Genomic DNA, 16,126 nt, shown 5'->3' on the forward strand with positions numbered 1-16,126 from the left:
ATGAATTTACAACGAAATCTATTAGTCACTGGTGGTGCAGGATTTATAGGTTCAAATTTTATTCATTACATGCTTGATAAGTATTTAGATGTCAATATTATTAATTTAGATTTACTTACCTATGCAGGTGATTTAAATAATTTAAGTGAAGTTGAAGATTATCAAAATTATCATTTTATTCATGGAGACATTTGCGATCGAGTACTAATTGAAAGCTTATTTAAACAATATCAATTTGATGGTGTAATCCATTTTGCAGCTGAGTCACATGTAGATAATTCTATTAAAAATCCCGGTACTTTCGTAGAAACAAATGTGAATGGAACTTTCAATCTAATTGATGTAGCTCGAAATTTTTGGATGGAGGCACCAAATCGCTATAAAAAGCAATTTGAACATGCACGTTTTCATCATGTATCGACTGATGAGGTATACGGAACACTTGGAGCAGTAGGATATTTCACAGAATTTTCGCCATATGCACCAAACAGTCCTTATTCAGCAAGTAAAGCAGCATCTGATATGTTAGTACGTAGTTATTATCATACATACGGCATGAATGTTGTAACGACTAATTGTTCGAATAATTTTGGAGCTAAGCAACATCAGGAAAAGTTAATTCCAACAATTATACAAAAAGTATTATCTTTTGAGGAAATACCTATTTACGGAAAAGGTAATAATGTTAGGGACTGGTTATATGTAGAAGATCATTGTAGAGCAATTGATTTAGTATTTCAAAATGGAGTAGCTGGTGAAACCTATTTAATAGGTGGTAATAACGAGCGGACAAATATTGAAATTGCAACAACAATATGTGAGCTTTTGGATGACAAATGTAAAGATATGCTTAGTAATAGTGAACTTGCATCATTCAAAGAATTAATAACTTTTGTAGAAGATCGTGCAGGACATGATTTTAGGTATGCCATAGATGCAAGCAAGATTAGAAATGAATTGGCATGGTCACCGGTGTATTCTTTTAAAGAAGCTATAGATATTACGATTAAATATTATTTAATGAAAAATAATAATAAAAAAGTATAAATGCTGGTCTGCGTCAAGGTTTATACGCTTTCAAGTTTCTTTTTTGTGTTGCGAAACGCCCACTTTTGGAGTGTTTCACATCCTGGGTAGTCGGCTAAGGTAAAGAGCCTTTGGGCAAACTACCCAGGATGTTGAGCGACAAAATATATATGTTGCTCACGAAATATCTTGTGGGGTAAATTTCTTTTCCCCCTTGTTTTCACGATACTGTAAGGCTCATTTTTTCTTATTCATCGGGTGTGAAATAATAAATGCCAAAGTGGGTTTATTTGCTAATGTATTAGGTCGCGATGTATTTAAATAAGACAACACGCACCATTTCAAAGCTGTCATAGTGGGTTTGATACACTTCTTCTTTTTTCGATACTGCGTGAAAAGATTCGATGCACGCATTTTTTTCGGCTGAATGACGGGATTATTTCATATTTCTTTAAGAAGACTGCGCTTGTATATTATGAGCCTATATCTGTGGGTAAACGGACAGGGAGATGCTGTCTGTCATACTTTATGGAACCGCCGTATACGAATCAGTATGTACGGTGATATGAGAGGAAGGGAGTTAGTCGCTCCCTTCTACTTGATTAATTTTAAAAATACAGAGGTCATTATGCTAACATTCAATAATAGATTAATCAATAAAATAGAATATCCATTAGATATTGTTACTCCACATAAGCGTTTTATTGTTGATGATTTACATGAAGTTCATCAGTTAGCTTCTGAAATTATGACTAAAACTCAAATCCTAATAGTCATAGGAGTAGGCGGCTCATTTCTTGGGGCTCGCGCTGTAATAGATGCACTTACGCCATATTTCCGTAAAAAAAATGATATAGAAATTTTATATGCTGGAAATAACATGAGTGGTACGTATTTAAATCAGCTACTTACCTATTTAGACTCAAAAGAAGTATATGTGAATGTCATTTCAAAATCAGGTTCTACTATGGAACCTGCACTTGCTTTCCGAGTAATAAAAGAATATATGGTGTCTAGGTATGGTCATGAATCTCAGCAAAGAATTATTGTGACGACAGACTCTGAAAAAGGTATTTTAAAGAGAATAGCAGAAAAGGAAGGCTACCATCAGTTGAATGTGCCTACAGATGTTGGTGGACGTTATTCGGTATTTACACCGGTAGGGCTGTTACCAATAGCTGTTGCTGGTATTGATATTGAAGCATTCATACGTGGAGGAAAGCAGGCAGAAGAGGATTTTTCTAGTGAAAATCTAAAAGAAAATGATGCATACCGTTATGCACTTGCTCGTTATGAATTGTATAAACAAGGTTATTCAGTAGAATTGTTAGCTTCTTTTGAACCACGTTTAAACAAGTTACATGAGTGGTGGAAGCAGTTATTTGGTGAAAGTGAAGGAAAAGAATATAAAGGGCTTTATCCTTCAACTGTTAATTACTCAACAGATTTACATGCAATTGGTCAATTTATTCAAGAAGGTAGCCGAATTATGTTTGAAACGCTTGTTCATTTTGATGAAATTGAGGAGGATCTAGAAATTCCATTTTCGCTAGATGATTTAGATGGACTCAATTATTTAGCAGGTCGTTCACTAAATGATATTAATGCGACATCTAAGGATGGGGTGGCATTGGCGCATGAAGAAGGCGGAGTACCTGTACTTAAAATTGAACTACCAAGGCTTGATGCTTATCATGTTGGCTACTTAATGATGTTCTTTATGAAAGCTTGTGTAATTAGTGCAAGCTTATTAGAAGTCAATCCGTTTGATCAACCAGGTGTTGAAGCTTACAAATCAAAAATGTTGGAATTATTAAAAGAAAATGTGGTGAAAGTCAATGTATGAGCAATATCATAGGTGGCTAGAGAAATCAAATTATATCGAAGAACTAACAGCCATTAAAGGTAACACTGCTGAAATCACCGAACGTTTCTACCAAATAATCCCATTTGGAACAGGCGGTATACGTGGTAAACTTGGGGCGGGGATAAATCGCATAAATGTGCACACAATTCGCCTAGTTGCAGAAGGGCTTGCACGCCAAATTGCAGCACAGGGAGACAATGCGAAATTACGCGGCGTTGTCATTGCATATGACACGCGCCATTTCTCAAAGGAATTTGCTTACGAAACAGCAGGTGTGCTAGCATCACATGGTATTCAAAGCTATGTCTTTAGTGAGAGCCGTCCGACGCCTGAGTTAAGCTTTGGGGTGCGCTATTTAGCTGCCTTTGCAGGTGTGGTCATTACAGCGAGCCATAATCCAAAGCAGTACAACGGCTTTAAAGTATACGGTGAGGATGGGGCGCAATTAACACCACAGATTGCGAATCAAATTGAAGCATACATGAATGATGTGGAAGATATTTTTGAAATTAATTCATTAGAAAAATCAGAACTACCAACATCAGGTTACTGCGTCGAAATATTAGATAACCTAGATGACAGTTATGCTCAAGCGCTAAAGAAACTAAGTTTGCGGCCAACTGTACAAAAGGATGTCTCCATTGTGTATACGCCACTTCATGGAGCGGGGTTAGTACCTACAATGCGTGGATTAAAGGAATTTGGTTTTACGAATGTACATATTGTAACGGAGCAAGCGAAGCAGGACGGTGAGTTTCCGACAGTGGCCTATCCTAATCCAGAAGAATCAGTTGCGTTTAAAATGTCTATTGAACTTGGGCAAAAAGTAAATGCCGATCTTCTACTTGCAACAGATCCAGATGCTGATCGCCTCGGCGTTGCTATTTGGAGTGGTGACAAATATAAGCTATTAACAGGTAATCAGCTTGGTGCTTTATTACTTTATTACATTTTAAAAACGCATAAAGAAAACGGAACATTACCAGCGAATGCAGCAATGATAAAAACGATTGTGACTTCAGAACTAGGAACAATGATTGCGGATTCGTTCGGTGTAACAACAATAAATACATTAACCGGTTTTAAATATATTGCAGAACAAATCGCAGAGTTTGAAGCAACAGGGAGTCATACTTTTTTGTTTGGCTACGAGGAAAGTTACGGTTACCTAGCGGGAGATTTTGTACGTGATAAAGATGCTGTACAAATTGCATTATTGACTGCTGAAATGGTTGCTTTTTATAAAGAGCAGAATAAAAGCTTACTTGACGCACTTGAAATGTTATATGAGCAGTTTGGTTACTTTCAAGAAAAGTTAATTTCTTTTACATTTGACGGATTGCAAGGACAGCAAATGATTTCGTCAATTATGCATACTTTCCGTGAAAATCAGCCAAAGTACTTTGCTGACATTGAAGTTATACGATTTGAAGACTATCAGAGCGGTCAAGTGAAGGGTAAAGAAGCTATACTCGCCTTACCAAAAGCGGACGTCCTGAAATATATTCTTAAAGATGGTAGTTGGATTTGTATTCGACCTTCTGGAACGGAACCGAAATGTAAATTTTATATTGGCGTTCGAAATGAGAATGAAGCAACTGCTCACCAAACTATTCAACAAATAGAACAATCATTACAAGCACTTCTAGCGAAATTAATAGCTCCTATTTAGCACTTTTACCGAATCTACGAGGCAATTACCGGTTGTAGATATAAAGGCTATATAAAAATAAACATAAACCGATATAATAGAATAAAGAACAACTGGAGGAATTTATGATGCAAAACGAATTATTAATGGAAACTCAACAATCTTATTACGACTATGTCGTTAAAATAAAAGGTGGTTGCCAACAAATAGCTGACTACTTGCGTGGAGGTAAACAGGCGGAAGCTTTTGAGGTGATTGCCAATCTAAGTGAAGGAATTGCTTGGCTTGTATCTGTAGAACAGCATATGGCAGAAAACTTCTTTCGAGTAAATAGTAGATTGAAAGAAGTTGTGGACATGTTAAATGAAGTGAACGAAGCATTAGAAATTGGTGACTTTGTTACAGTAGCTGACTTATTTGAATATGAAATCGGCCCAATGTTTGAAAGTGCTTCTGAATGGACATTCGAAAAGGTACAAAACTAAATTAATGAATTTGTGCGTTTACTCATTCTAATATATACATAAGCATTTCTCTTTTGGAAAGGATCAATATGGACTGTAAAGAGGGAGATTGAAAACAGTTTCTTGGAGAAAGTTTTAATTGTGAAACAAGATAGTATTTTAGAAGACCCAAGAGACTCTAGACGAGAGGAAATCATTAGTCGCATATGCTTTCCTTAGGTGGAAATCAAAAAGTTAAATGTTCAGTTAAAACAGTCAATACAATCGTGCATGGCGATAAACGAAATAATTTACCATTTTGTCTATTGTTAACGAAGAATAATTGAAGCAAAATAAGTATCTTTAAAGATAAAGTACCTTAGACAACGGTATGTAATTGTACCAATGTCAAAGGTTTTTTTTGTTGTTAATATTTAGCGAGTTTGTGTCATACATAAATATCTATTAATTTTTAGTGGGAAATTCCGATAAATATTCAAAATAACAATAAAAATAAAAACCTAATCTCCTAACTCCAGATACTCATGACTATAGTATAGAAAAAACAATGAAATGAAATAATTTATGTTTTTCAATGAACATGTCGAATTTTAGTTACTAATACTTCTACATTATATGTAAATTAAGCCGATATTATAATTACTATAAAATGATTTTAATAGGAGAGGGTTTTTAATATGCGAATTACAGGACAGAGTTCGATTGATCTAGCGGCTACTCCAAATAAAACTATGACTTACGAAAAAGCTATGGAAGAAAATAATACTGAGGCAATTGAGATTACTTCTAATAGTCCAACCCAGAATGAACCAGTATTATCTCCAGAGAATGAGGAGAGTACAAAAAAAGTTTTACAACAAGCAATCTCTACTATGAACGATATGTTAGAAACAAATCATAGTGCTTCAAAATTTATGTTTCATGAAGGGTTAGAACGTTATTATGTAACAATAGTTGATAGAGACACAGAAGAAGTTATTAAGGAAATTCCACCAAAGCGTTTATTAGATGCTTTTTATGAGATGCAAAAGATGCTTGGGATTATTGTAGACGAAAAAATATAATTATTGTAATTAGGAGGAAACATTATGGTAACACGAATTGGCGGATTAGCATCAGGTATGGATATAGATAGTATGGTTGCAAAATTAATGACTGCAGAAAGAGCTCCATTAAATAAATTATATCAGAAAAAACAAATTGCTGAATGGCAACGAGACGCTTATCGTTCAATTAATACAAAAATGAAGACATTTAATGACTACTCATTTGATAACATCATTCTATCTAGTAATTTTATGAAGAAAACAGCTTCTGTGAGTGGTGGAAGTAGCGATAAAGTATCGGTAAAAGCAGGCGCAGGAGCATCTGGTAATCTAGAAATTCAACAAGTGTCACAACTAGCGTCGAATGCAAAAACAGATGTTGTAAATGTTAGTAACACTCAACGTAAAATTGCAGGAGAAAATAATATACTAAGTGAGATAGGTATTGCATCACAAGGTGAGTTAAAATTAAAAATAACAGATGATAAGGGAAATGCTACAGAAAAAACAGTTACATTTGAACCAACTGATAAAATATCAGATTTTGTACAAAAATTAAAGGATGTAGGTGTATCCAATGCTTCCTTTAATGCAGCGACTGGTCAAATTTCAATGGCTGGAAATAATGTCACAGTTATTAGTCAAACAAATGCTGAAGTATTAAATTTTTCGTCAAATGGCGTTAGTGATTCACAATTTGTTGATGGCGGCCCAGGGTTTGGAGTCACTCCGAATGGCAGCACGAGATTAGGGGAGCTAGGGTTAGAAAACGGCTCTATAACACTTAATGTTATTCAAGCAAATGGAGAAACTAAACAAACTAAGATTTCTTTCAATAAATCCGACACACTGGATTCCTTTATTACTAGCTTAAATCGCTCGGGAGCTGGCGTAACGGCATTATTTTCTAATGGTAAGTTGACAATGAGTGCTAATAATTCTGGTGAGGTAAAAGGCGGAAGTACAAGTAGTATTCAGCTTTTAAAAGGCGATAACAATGATGCTACGAATATGCTCAATGCGTTAGGATTCGGTGCTGCACCTGATGGAAAGACTAAGGATAAAGATGGTAATGATATTGATACATTTGATTTAACAAAATTTGGTGGTGGTACAGAAGGACAAAATGCGAAATACACTATCAATGGATTAGATATGGAAAGTACTTCTAATCTGGTAAATGTTTCAGGATATGAAATTACATTAAATGGTGAATTCAATAAAGGTGGAATTGATCCTGCCAACACAGTGTCAGTAAAATCAACTAACGATATTAATCATATGGTTGATAAAATTAAAGAATTTGTCAATAAATACAATGAATTTATAGCTGGTATTAATGATCAGTTAAAAGAAACTAAATATCGCTCTTACATGCCTTTAACAGATGAACAACGTAAAGAAATGACTGAAACTGAGCAAAAAATGTGGGATGAAAAAGCGAAGAGTGGGCTCTTACGAAGCGATGCCATGCTACGACAAGGTTTAAGTGATATGCGTAGTGCTCTTGGTGGACATGTTGATGGTCTAGGTGATAATGTCATTGATACTTTAGCAGAAATGGGTATTACAACAACAAAGTCCTATAATGACGGTGGTAAGTTACAAATTGATGAAAATAAGTTACGTAAAGCATTAGCAGACGATCCAGATCGTGTAATGAGTACTTTAACACAAACGGGTGAAAAGAAAGCGGATGGTACGGATACACGTGGAGTTATTGTTAGATTACGTAGTGCTATGGATGAATTTGGTAAAAAGATAGAAAGTAAAGCTGGTCGTGCAACAATGACTGACAGTCAATACTCTATTGGTAAAAATCTTATTGATATGGATAAACGTATTGACACTTGGAAACTAAAACTGGAAAACATTGAATCTCGATATTGGAAACAATTCACGGCTATGGAACAAGCAATTAATAAAGCAAATCAACAATCTGGTATGTTCATGCAATTTGCTGGTGGCAACTAATTAGCTAGAATAGGAGTGTACTATGCAACACATAGATCAATTATTGCAAACGTCAGCTAATTTATTTAAGCATTTGGGTGAAATTCCAAAAGGTGAAGAACGAGACGAATTTATCGTCACGATTAACAGCATGTTGGACAAGCGTGGTACGATTATGGAAGACCTAATGAAGGAAGGATTTCGTTTCGATGAACAAAATAGAATTCATCGTACACTATTGGAACTAGATAATGGCATTAAAGAGCGGTTAGCAGTTGTTATGGATGCAGTCAAACAAGATATGGCAAACCTACAAAAAACGAAAAAAAGTGAACAGCAATATTTCAATCCTTATTCGAATATTCGTGTAATGGATGGGATATATTATGACAAAAAGAATTAATAGATTTCCTTCATTCAGCATAAAGGAAATCGCCAGTTGAATGGAAGATCGAACCTCGAAGGAATTGTGTCCACACTTCAAAATCCAGACACAATTACGACTAGACGTAATTGATCAAATAGCTTTTCTTCGTAAAATGGTTTAAACTAGTAAATAAGTAACCTATCAAAGGAGTTGTCCTTTATTGGCAGCAAATTTAACAGCACAAAATGCATATAAACAAAATAGTGTGACTACTGCTTCACCTGGCGAACTAACATTAATGCTTTATAATGGATGCCTAAAATTCTTGCATAAGGCGAAACTAGCTATTCAAGAAAAGAATATTCAAGAAAAAAATACGAACCTTCAAAAAGCACAATCCATTATCGGTGAACTGATGTCAACACTCAATATGGACGTTGAGGTTTCCAAGCAATTGCTACCTCTTTACGAATTTTTAAATCGTCGTTTAATTGAAGCCAACATTCAAAATGATGTTGCCATTATTGAGGAAGTGGAAGGATTTGTGACAGAATTTCGCGATACGTGGAAGGAAGTAATTCGCATTAATCGACAACAGCAATTTGGTCAGGGAAACAGCGGACAAATTTAGACACAATTAGAGACCATCGAAAGTGATGGTCTCTTTTTTGTTAAATCGTTATGATCACGAAATAGTCATAAATTAGGCCATACAAAGGTAAAATATGTTACTTATTCCCTGTGGCTGTTAGTTGGGCATCATGGCATAATCAAAGCAATAAACATGTTTAAAAGAGTACTGGGGTGGGAATATGATCTTTAAGCGTCAAGAAGGTTTCCGATTTAAATTTAAGGAGCCTATTCAAATAACTTTTGCTATTTATGAGAATGGAAAGGTCAATCATGGCCAAACGGCTATGGCTGACTTGTTGGATATTAGTCCACGTGGGTTGAAGATGTTTACGGAAGTGGATTTAGGTATAAACCCTCCTCCATTAGATATCCATTTTGTGCTTGATACACAAGAAGTTCGCGCTTATGGAGAAGTAATTTGGAGTCGTCCATTTGGGAATGGCAAGCAATACGGCATCTATTTCAATAATCAAGGACCCGTGGAAGATTTGATTATTGAAGAGCTAAAGCTTCGACGAAAAAAGGAAGCAGCTGAAGCGAAAAAACAAAATAATAATTTATAAAAATTTTTGTAAAAAAAAGAATGATTTTAGAGGAATTTCACACACTTGTGTAGAAATAGATAGTATAGCAGTTATAAAGGAGGAGTTTACATGTTAAACTTTAACATTCGTGGTGAAAATATTGAGGTAACTCCAGCTATTCGAGAGTATGTTGAGAACAAAATCGATAAAGTTGAACGCTATTTTAACGAAGATGTTAATGCCAACGCTAATGTCAATTTAAAGGTTTACAATGACAAACAAACGAAAGTGGAAGTCACTATTCCAATGAAGAATCTAACTCTTCGTGCTGAAGAGCGTCATAATGATATGTATGCTGCTGTTGATCTAATTGTTGATAAATTAGAGCGTCAGATCCGCAAGCATAAAACAAAAGTAAACCGTAAATTCCGCGAGCGTGAAGGTGCAGGCCTTTATTTTGCTACTACTCAAGCAGCCGCTGATGCTGTGTCAGAGGAAGAAGAATACTCAATTGTTCGTACAAAGCAATTTGATTTAAAACCGATGGATCAAGAAGAGGCAGTTCTACAAATGAATATGCTTGGACATGATTTCTATGTCTTTACAGATGCTGAATCGAACGGCACAAATATTGTATATAAACGTAAAGATGGAAAATATGGCTTAATTGAAACTACTTAAAACTTCATGATGACGAAGGCTCTCGCGATGGCGAGGGCCTTTTTTTGGTATGACAATCATATGTAGCCGGGGTGACAGTTTGCATGAAACTGTTACACAATGGTAAAATGAAAGTTGAATCTATATAGGAAGTGAAAAACATTCATGGCAAACCTATTAAATAAATTATTTGATTTCAATAAACGTGAGCTAAAAAAATTAGAAAAAATCGCTGACCAAGTTGAGAGATTCGCTTCTCAAATGGAACAGCTTTCAGATGATCAACTACAAGCGAAAACAGATGAATTTAAAAAGCGCTACGCTGAGGGTGAGCATTTAGAGTCGATTCGTGCCGAAGCGTTTGCTGTTTGTCGAGAAGCGGCAAAACGTGTATTAGAGATGTACCCATTCCGCGTTCAAATCATGGGGGCAGCTGCTCTTGATGAGGGGAATATCGCGGAAATGAAAACCGGGGAAGGTAAAACTTTAACAGCGACAATGGCTGTTTATTTAAATGCGATCACTGGTAAAGGTGTACATGTTGTAACAGTCAACGAATATCTAGCGAGTCGTGATGCTGCTGAAATGGGACAACTTTATAATTTCTTAGGCTTATCTGTTGGGCTTAATCTGAATAGCCTTTCAAAAGATGAAAAACGTACTGCTTATGAGGCTGATATTACGTATAGTACAAACAATGAGCTAGGCTTTGACTACTTACGTGATAACATGGTGCTTTACAAAGAGGAACGTGTCCAACGTCCATTGCACTATGCTGTCATTGATGAGGTGGACTCGATCTTAATTGATGAAGCGCGTACGCCATTAATTATTTCGGGTCAAGCTGGGAAATCAGCACAGCTTTATAAACAGTCTAATGCGTTTGTGCGTATGTTAAATGCAGAGACAGACTATACGTATGAAGAGTCAACAAAAGGTGTTACGTTAACAGATGCAGGTGTGGAAAAGGCAGAAAAAGCATTTGGCATCGATAATCTATTTGATTTGACGCATGTTCGTTTAAATCATGCGATCAATCAATCATTAAAGGCGCATGTTAGTATGCATAATGATGTCGATTATGTTGTGCAGGATGGCGAAATTGTGATCGTTGATGGCTTTACTGGTCGTTTGATGAAGGGTCGTCGTTATTCTGATGGCTTACACCAAGCGATTGAGGCTAAAGAAGGCGTTGAGATTCAAAATGAATCGATGACAATGGCGACAATTACCTTCCAAAACTACTTCCGTATGTATCAAAAGCTTGCAGGGATGACAGGTACAGCGAAAACAGAGGAAGAGGAATTCCGTAATATTTACAATATGAATGTTGTCGCTATTCCGACGAATAAACCGATTGCTCGTGATGATCGTGCTGACTTGATTTTTGCAACGATGGAAGGGAAATATAAAGCAGTTGCTGCTGATATCGCAGAGCGTCATAGAGCTGGTCAACCTGTTCTTGTTGGTACAGTTGCTATTGAAACGTCTGAGATTATTTCTAAACTATTGGATAAACATAAAATTCCTCATAATGTATTAAATGCGAAAAATCATGAACGTGAAGCTGAAATCATTGCGAACGCTGGTACAAAGGGTGCAGTGACAATTGCAACTAACATGGCTGGACGTGGTACAGATATTAAACCTGGCGAAGGAGTACTCGAAATTGGCGGTTTAGCGGTAATCGGTACAGAGCGACATGAATCACGTCGTATTGATAATCAGCTTCGTGGACGTTCTGGTCGTCAAGGGAATCCAGGGGTTACACAATTCTACCTATCCTTAGAGGATGATTTAATGCGTCGTTTTGGCTCTGATAATATGAAGTCGATGATGATGCGCTTAGGTATGGATGATTCCCAGCCATTGCAATCTAAAGTTGTGTCGAGAGCTGTAGAATCAGCGCAGAAACGTGTCGAAGGTAATAACTTTGATGCGCGTAAACGCTTATTACAATATGACGATGTACTACGTCAGCAACGTGAGATTATTTATAAAGAGCGTTATGATGTACTAGAAACAGAAAATATGCGTGTGCTTGTTGAGTCTATGATTCAAGAAACAATCGATAATGTTGTTAGCCTGTATACTCAAGGTGAACAGAAGGATTGGAACCTAAAGGCTATTGAAGACTTTGTAGCGGCTAATCTTTTAGAGGAAGGTCAACTTAAAGTATCTGATTTCCAAGGCAAGTCTGCTGAAGATATTAATCAGCTAATCTCTGATGCTGTTCATGTTCGTTATGATGAAAAAGAGGCAGAACTGACACCAGAGCGTATGCGTGAGTTTGAAAAGGTTATTTTATTACGATCAATCGATACAAAATGGATTGATCATATTGATGCAATGGATCAACTACGTCAAGGTATCCATCTGCGTGCTTATGGTCAAAACGATCCTCTTCGTGAATATCAACAAGAAGGCTTTGCAATGTTTGAGGATATGGTAGCCTCTATTCGCGAGGATGTTGCGAAATATGCGATGAAAGCAGAAATCCGCAATAATCTGGAGCGTGAAGAGGTGGCTAAGGGGCAGGCTGTTAATCCAAAAGAAGAAGGTGGCACTGCGCCGAAAAAGCAACCAGTACGTAAAGCTGAAAACATTGGCCGTAATGATTTATGTCCTTGTGGTAGCGGTAAGAAATTTAAAAACTGTCATGGCACAGCTCAATAATATCTAGGTGAAAGAATCATTTTAACTACGTGTTGAAATGATTTTTTCTTTGTAAAATAACTCAAAAATGAAGAAATTTTAGTATAAAAAGTCAGAATTTATAGACAATTGAAAAATATGGGTATACAATAGCTGTAATAATAGGTATATAGTACAAGTTATTGATCCTATTATTATCCTGAATTTTTGATGGTGATACTAAGTCTTAAGGAGGATCGGAATTTTCAAGCAATCTTACTCATTGAAAATAGCGGGAATGTACGCATATTTAGTATATTCCTTTTTATTTTGACTGGAAGCAACATAAAATGTATAAAGGGGGACTATAGATGCATAAAAAAGATATTATGAATAGTGAAACAATGATGTATATGCCTGTGTATGATTCCTTTGGAAATTTATGTACGCAGGTGTATGAGAAAAATAATGAGTATATATCTACGCTACCACCAACGAAATTATTGGACTTTAATCTGCGTTATTTTGGTTCTAGTTTAAGAGGAGCGTTCGATGGTTCGAAAATGATCCTAGGCAAGCTTAATAAAAATCCTATCGTCGTGCACGAACGTTGTAATATTTTATGGTTTCCTAGTAGGTCTCCTTTACATCCTGACTGTATCTGGTTCGCTGTTCATCATATAGATGACTATGTCGCTGTGGATAAAAAGAGGACAAAGGTTACTTTTATGAATGGCAAGGAATTTATTGTGGATGTCAGTGTCAATGCGTTAGAGTCTCGGATTCAAAGAGCTTTTTTATTAAAATATAGACTAGAGAAACGAACAAAATATTTACTTGTTCAGTATGACCGTGTGAAAGTATTTCAACGTCTTGCCAAGAATATGTTTGAGGACGAGACGCAGGATAGTTGACTTAATTCCACAAAACATCTGCTAGATAGTATGTTTTCGTTTCTAAAAACGTTATAATAAAAAGATACGGAGCTTTATGAATAAAGTGTTAGCTTCATGACTAACGTTCGGAGGATTTAACGATGATTGAATTAGCAGATGTACGCAATGTATTAGACACTACAGCCAAAAAATTGGCGGACTTTAGGGGGTCTCTTTGACTTAGAGAACAAAGAGGCACGTATTCAGGAGCTAGATGAAATGATGCTAGAGCCAGGCTTTTGGGATGATCAGCAGGGTGCTCAGGTGATTATCAATGAAGGAAATGGCTTAAAAGCGATAGTCAATGAATATAAAGATTTAGTGGAAACACATGAAAATTTAGATATGACACTGGAACTTTTGCGTGAAGAACCAGACGAAGAATTACAAGAAGAATTAGGCAAAGAACTAGCAGAATTTCAACAAAAGATGGCTGATTTTGAGCTTCAATTACTGCTAAGTGGCCCATACGATCAAAACAATGCCATTTTAGAGTTGCATCCTGGTGCTGGTGGTACGGAGTCACAGGACTGGGGTTCAATGCTATTACGTATGTATACACGGTGGGCTGAGAAGCGTGGATTTAAAGTGGAAACAGTGGACTATCTACCAGGAGATGAAGCTGGGATTAAATCTGTAACATTGTCAATTAAAGGTCACAATGCTTTCGGTTATTTACAAGCGGAAAAAGGTGTGCATCGTCTAGTACGTATTTCTCCATTCGATTCGTCTGGCCGCCGTCATACGTCTTTCGTTTCCTGTGATGTTATGCCAGAGTTTGACGACAATATTGAAATCGATATTCGTACAGAGGATTTAAAAATTGATACGTATCGTGCAACAGGTGCAGGTGGTCAGCATATTAATACCACAGATTCTGCCGTTCGTATTACGCATATTCCTACTGGTACGATCGTACAATGTCAAGCTGAGCGCTCACAGATTAAAAACCGTGAAAAAGCGATGACGATGTTAAAAGGGAAGCTATATCAATTAGAACTTGATAAACAGCAGGCGCAATTAGATGAAATACGCGGTGAACAAAAAGAAATAGGCTGGGGCTCCCAAATTCGTTCGTATGTCTTCCATCCATACTCGATGGTGAAGGATCATCGTACAAATGAAGAAACAGGTAATGTGGGTGCTGTGATGGATGGCGATTTAGATCCATTTATTAATGCCTATTTACGTTCAAAAATAAATTAATACCCAGATTCCCCAAGAGTGAGATACTCTTGGGGAATTTTTGTTAAAAGGGTGGATGATAGGGTGCATCTTGGCTAAGCTGTTTTCGTTCATTCATGTAATATTTATACAGCATAGAAGCGTTAAGAAATTGTTTACTAATGGAAGCATATCGAATCGGTAGTTCGATTTGTTTATTATTTTTTAACGTTACAATACACCCCATTTCACTAGGTGTAATATTAATAATTGCATGAAGCCCTATCCATATATTGTGAATGGAGCTGGGTGAATAAGTTGGCAGAAAAATACAGGGATAACCGTAATCAAAGGCCACGACGATTGGTAGCTTGTGTTGATTGCCGAAAAAACGTTTAGCCGATTGTTTTGCGGCTTCATAAGTTGATCCTAATGAGAGACAGGATTTTCGAAGGACATGCATCGGTTTGCGTGTAACAATCAGCTCATTATGCTTATCAATCACATGCGTGAAGACTTTGGAGTCATGCTGAATAGGTTGCAGTAAATAAGTATTGAATGACATTAAGTAGCCGTTTACAAAGTTAGTTGTCATATAGGGAGTGCCTCCTTTTTTCTAGTGATAACGGTAGTGTAAAACAGAATATGACTTTCTTAAATTAAATGAAATAGTTGAAAATCGTTCAGAAAAGCGCGAAACGCCTAGAGAATTTGCTCTAAATATCAATTGATTAATAGCTAATCCAAGATATTTTCGAATCGTAAGCATTGCTTTTTAATTTCAATTTTCATATAATTTAGAAAAGGATCGAGGTGAGATCGTTGGATAAATATTATTCGTATACAGATTTTCTGAAAGCCGTTGGTCAGTCGAAAAAAGTTGATGAGGCAGAGAAATTATTAAACGAGATTTATTTAGATTTATTTTTAAATCGTATCCAGCGTATGCATCGGCAAGAGCAGCTCATGGTTCTGATAGATAGAGCACTCGATGAAAAAGATGAAAACGCATTTTATCAATACGCATCCGAACTAACTTCCTTACAGCAAACAGAAGATGAATCATATTGACGAACCCGCTCTCCATATCTATTGGAGAGGGGGATTTTTTTTGCTTTTGAAAATAGTTGCAGTGGATGTGAGGAGTGTATGTTTTGGTTAGAAGAAGTGGTTTTGCTTATAGAATGTGGAAAGTCATTTAA

Annotated in this window: 15 protein-coding genes and 1 pseudogene; 14 read left to right on the forward strand and 2 right to left on the reverse strand. The window is 36.3% G+C overall.

The annotated features are described in order from the left end of the window. Window positions 1-1,047, forward strand: coding sequence for a dTDP-glucose 4,6-dehydratase (gene rfbB, locus NP781_RS00610; RefSeq protein WP_257521187.1), 1,047 nt, complete (start codon window positions 1-3; stop codon window positions 1,045-1,047). Between the two features lie 289 nt (window positions 1,048-1,336). On the opposite strand, the pseudogene NP781_RS00615 reads toward rfbB, so the two are convergent. Continuing rightward, window positions 1,337-1,499 (reverse strand): annotated as a pseudogene (locus NP781_RS00615) (IS3 family transposase); the annotation flags it as partial. A gap of 155 nt (window positions 1,500-1,654) precedes the next feature. Between NP781_RS00615 and NP781_RS00620 the strand changes: the two are divergent. The 12 genes from NP781_RS00620 (at window position 1,655) to prfB (ending at window position 14,966) form a co-directional block, all read left to right on the forward strand. After that, window positions 1,655-2,872 carry a glucose-6-phosphate isomerase gene (locus NP781_RS00620; RefSeq protein WP_257521188.1) on the forward strand — a complete coding sequence of 406 codons (1,218 nt, stop codon included), beginning with the start codon at window positions 1,655-1,657 and terminating at the stop codon, window positions 2,870-2,872. Then, entirely contained in the window at window positions 2,865-4,565 is a 1,701-nt protein-coding gene (locus NP781_RS00625; protein WP_257521189.1) for a phospho-sugar mutase, read from the forward strand. Before NP781_RS00620 ends, NP781_RS00625 begins: the two co-directional genes overlap by 8 nt. A 107-nt stretch (window positions 4,566-4,672) precedes the next feature. Further along, window positions 4,673-5,029: a DUF8042 domain-containing protein gene (locus NP781_RS00630; RefSeq protein ID WP_257521190.1), complete on the forward strand. Its 357-nt coding sequence runs from the start codon at window positions 4,673-4,675 to the stop codon at window positions 5,027-5,029. Between the two features lie 656 nt (window positions 5,030-5,685). Further along, on the forward strand, window positions 5,686-6,072 hold the full coding sequence (locus NP781_RS00635; protein WP_257521191.1) for a flagellar protein FlaG: 387 nt from the start codon (window positions 5,686-5,688) through the stop codon (window positions 6,070-6,072). Between the two features lie 24 nt (window positions 6,073-6,096). Then, on the forward strand, window positions 6,097-8,028 hold the full coding sequence (gene fliD / locus NP781_RS00640) for a flagellar filament capping protein FliD (RefSeq protein WP_257521192.1): 1,932 nt from the start codon (window positions 6,097-6,099) through the stop codon (window positions 8,026-8,028). Between the two features lie 22 nt (window positions 8,029-8,050). Continuing rightward, a complete protein-coding gene (locus NP781_RS00645; protein ID WP_257521193.1) occupies window positions 8,051-8,410 on the forward strand; it encodes a flagellar protein FliT in 360 nt (119 codons plus the stop codon). Between the two features lie 184 nt (window positions 8,411-8,594). Further along, window positions 8,595-9,005 (forward strand): flagellar export chaperone FliS, encoded by a 411-nt coding sequence (gene fliS / locus NP781_RS00650; protein ID WP_221679463.1) that lies wholly within the window; start codon window positions 8,595-8,597, stop codon window positions 9,003-9,005. Between the two features lie 181 nt (window positions 9,006-9,186). Continuing rightward, window positions 9,187-9,570: a PilZ domain-containing protein gene (locus NP781_RS00655; protein WP_257521194.1), complete on the forward strand. Its 384-nt coding sequence runs from the start codon at window positions 9,187-9,189 to the stop codon at window positions 9,568-9,570. Window positions 9,571-9,660: 90 nt separating this feature from the next. Next, window positions 9,661-10,212 (forward strand): ribosome hibernation-promoting factor, HPF/YfiA family, encoded by a 552-nt coding sequence (gene hpf / locus NP781_RS00660; protein ID WP_004227537.1) that lies wholly within the window; start codon window positions 9,661-9,663, stop codon window positions 10,210-10,212. A gap of 144 nt (window positions 10,213-10,356) precedes the next feature. After that, the gene (secA, locus tag NP781_RS00665; RefSeq protein WP_221679467.1) at window positions 10,357-12,867 is read left to right on the forward strand and encodes a preprotein translocase subunit SecA; all 2,511 of its coding nucleotides are present in this window, start codon (window positions 10,357-10,359) and stop codon (window positions 12,865-12,867) included. A 329-nt stretch (window positions 12,868-13,196) separates the two neighbouring features. After that, window positions 13,197-13,739 (forward strand): competence protein ComK, encoded by a 543-nt coding sequence (locus NP781_RS00670; protein ID WP_048392056.1) that lies wholly within the window; start codon window positions 13,197-13,199, stop codon window positions 13,737-13,739. 122 nt (window positions 13,740-13,861) lie between these two features. Next, a protein-coding gene (gene prfB, locus NP781_RS00675) for a peptide chain release factor 2 (protein ID WP_237497242.1) occupies window positions 13,862-14,966 on the forward strand; the annotation gives its coding sequence in 2 pieces (ribosomal slippage) (window positions 13,862-13,936 and window positions 13,938-14,966; 1,104 coding nt in all). Between the two features lie 43 nt (window positions 14,967-15,009). On the opposite strand, the gene NP781_RS00680 is transcribed toward prfB, so the two are convergent. Beyond that, the gene (locus NP781_RS00680; RefSeq protein WP_131522091.1) at window positions 15,010-15,519 is read right to left on the reverse strand and encodes a competence protein ComK; all 510 of its coding nucleotides are present in this window, start codon (window positions 15,517-15,519) and stop codon (window positions 15,010-15,012) included. A 227-nt stretch (window positions 15,520-15,746) separates the two neighbouring features. On the opposite strand from NP781_RS00680, the gene NP781_RS00685 reads away from it, so the two are divergent. Further along, window positions 15,747-15,995 carry an IDEAL domain-containing protein gene (locus tag NP781_RS00685; protein WP_004227526.1) on the forward strand — a complete coding sequence of 83 codons (249 nt, stop codon included), beginning with the start codon at window positions 15,747-15,749 and terminating at the stop codon, window positions 15,993-15,995. Window positions 15,996-16,126: the final 131 nt, after the last annotated feature.

Origin of the sequence: Lysinibacillus sp. FN11 (assembly GCF_024628845.1) — a bacterium.
GTDB classification, from domain to species: Bacteria; Bacillota; Bacilli; order Bacillales_A; family Planococcaceae; genus Lysinibacillus; species Lysinibacillus capsici.

Coding starts and splice junctions, on each gene's coding strand:
- NP781_RS00635 (WP_257521191.1), top strand. CDS start 5,686: ATGCGAATTACAGGACAGAGTTCGATTGATCTAGCGGCTACTCCAAAT.
- fliD (WP_257521192.1), top strand. CDS start 6,097: ATGGTAACACGAATTGGCGGATTAGCATCAGGTATGGATATAGATAGT.
- NP781_RS00630 (WP_257521190.1), top strand. CDS start 4,673: ATGCAAAACGAATTATTAATGGAAACTCAACAATCTTATTACGACTAT.
- hpf (WP_004227537.1), top strand. CDS start 9,661: ATGTTAAACTTTAACATTCGTGGTGAAAATATTGAGGTAACTCCAGCT.
- NP781_RS00670 (WP_048392056.1), top strand. CDS start 13,197: ATGCATAAAAAAGATATTATGAATAGTGAAACAATGATGTATATGCCT.
- NP781_RS00625 (WP_257521189.1), top strand. CDS start 2,865: ATGTATGAGCAATATCATAGGTGGCTAGAGAAATCAAATTATATCGAA.
- secA (WP_221679467.1), top strand. CDS start 10,357: ATGGCAAACCTATTAAATAAATTATTTGATTTCAATAAACGTGAGCTA.
- NP781_RS00620 (WP_257521188.1), top strand. CDS start 1,655: ATGCTAACATTCAATAATAGATTAATCAATAAAATAGAATATCCATTA.
- rfbB (WP_257521187.1), top strand. CDS start 1: ATGAATTTACAACGAAATCTATTAGTCACTGGTGGTGCAGGATTTATA.
- NP781_RS00655 (WP_257521194.1), top strand. CDS start 9,187: ATGATCTTTAAGCGTCAAGAAGGTTTCCGATTTAAATTTAAGGAGCCT.
- NP781_RS00645 (WP_257521193.1), top strand. CDS start 8,051: ATGCAACACATAGATCAATTATTGCAAACGTCAGCTAATTTATTTAAG.
- NP781_RS00680 (WP_131522091.1), bottom strand. CDS start 15,519: ATGACAACTAACTTTGTAAACGGCTACTTAATGTCATTCAATACTTAT.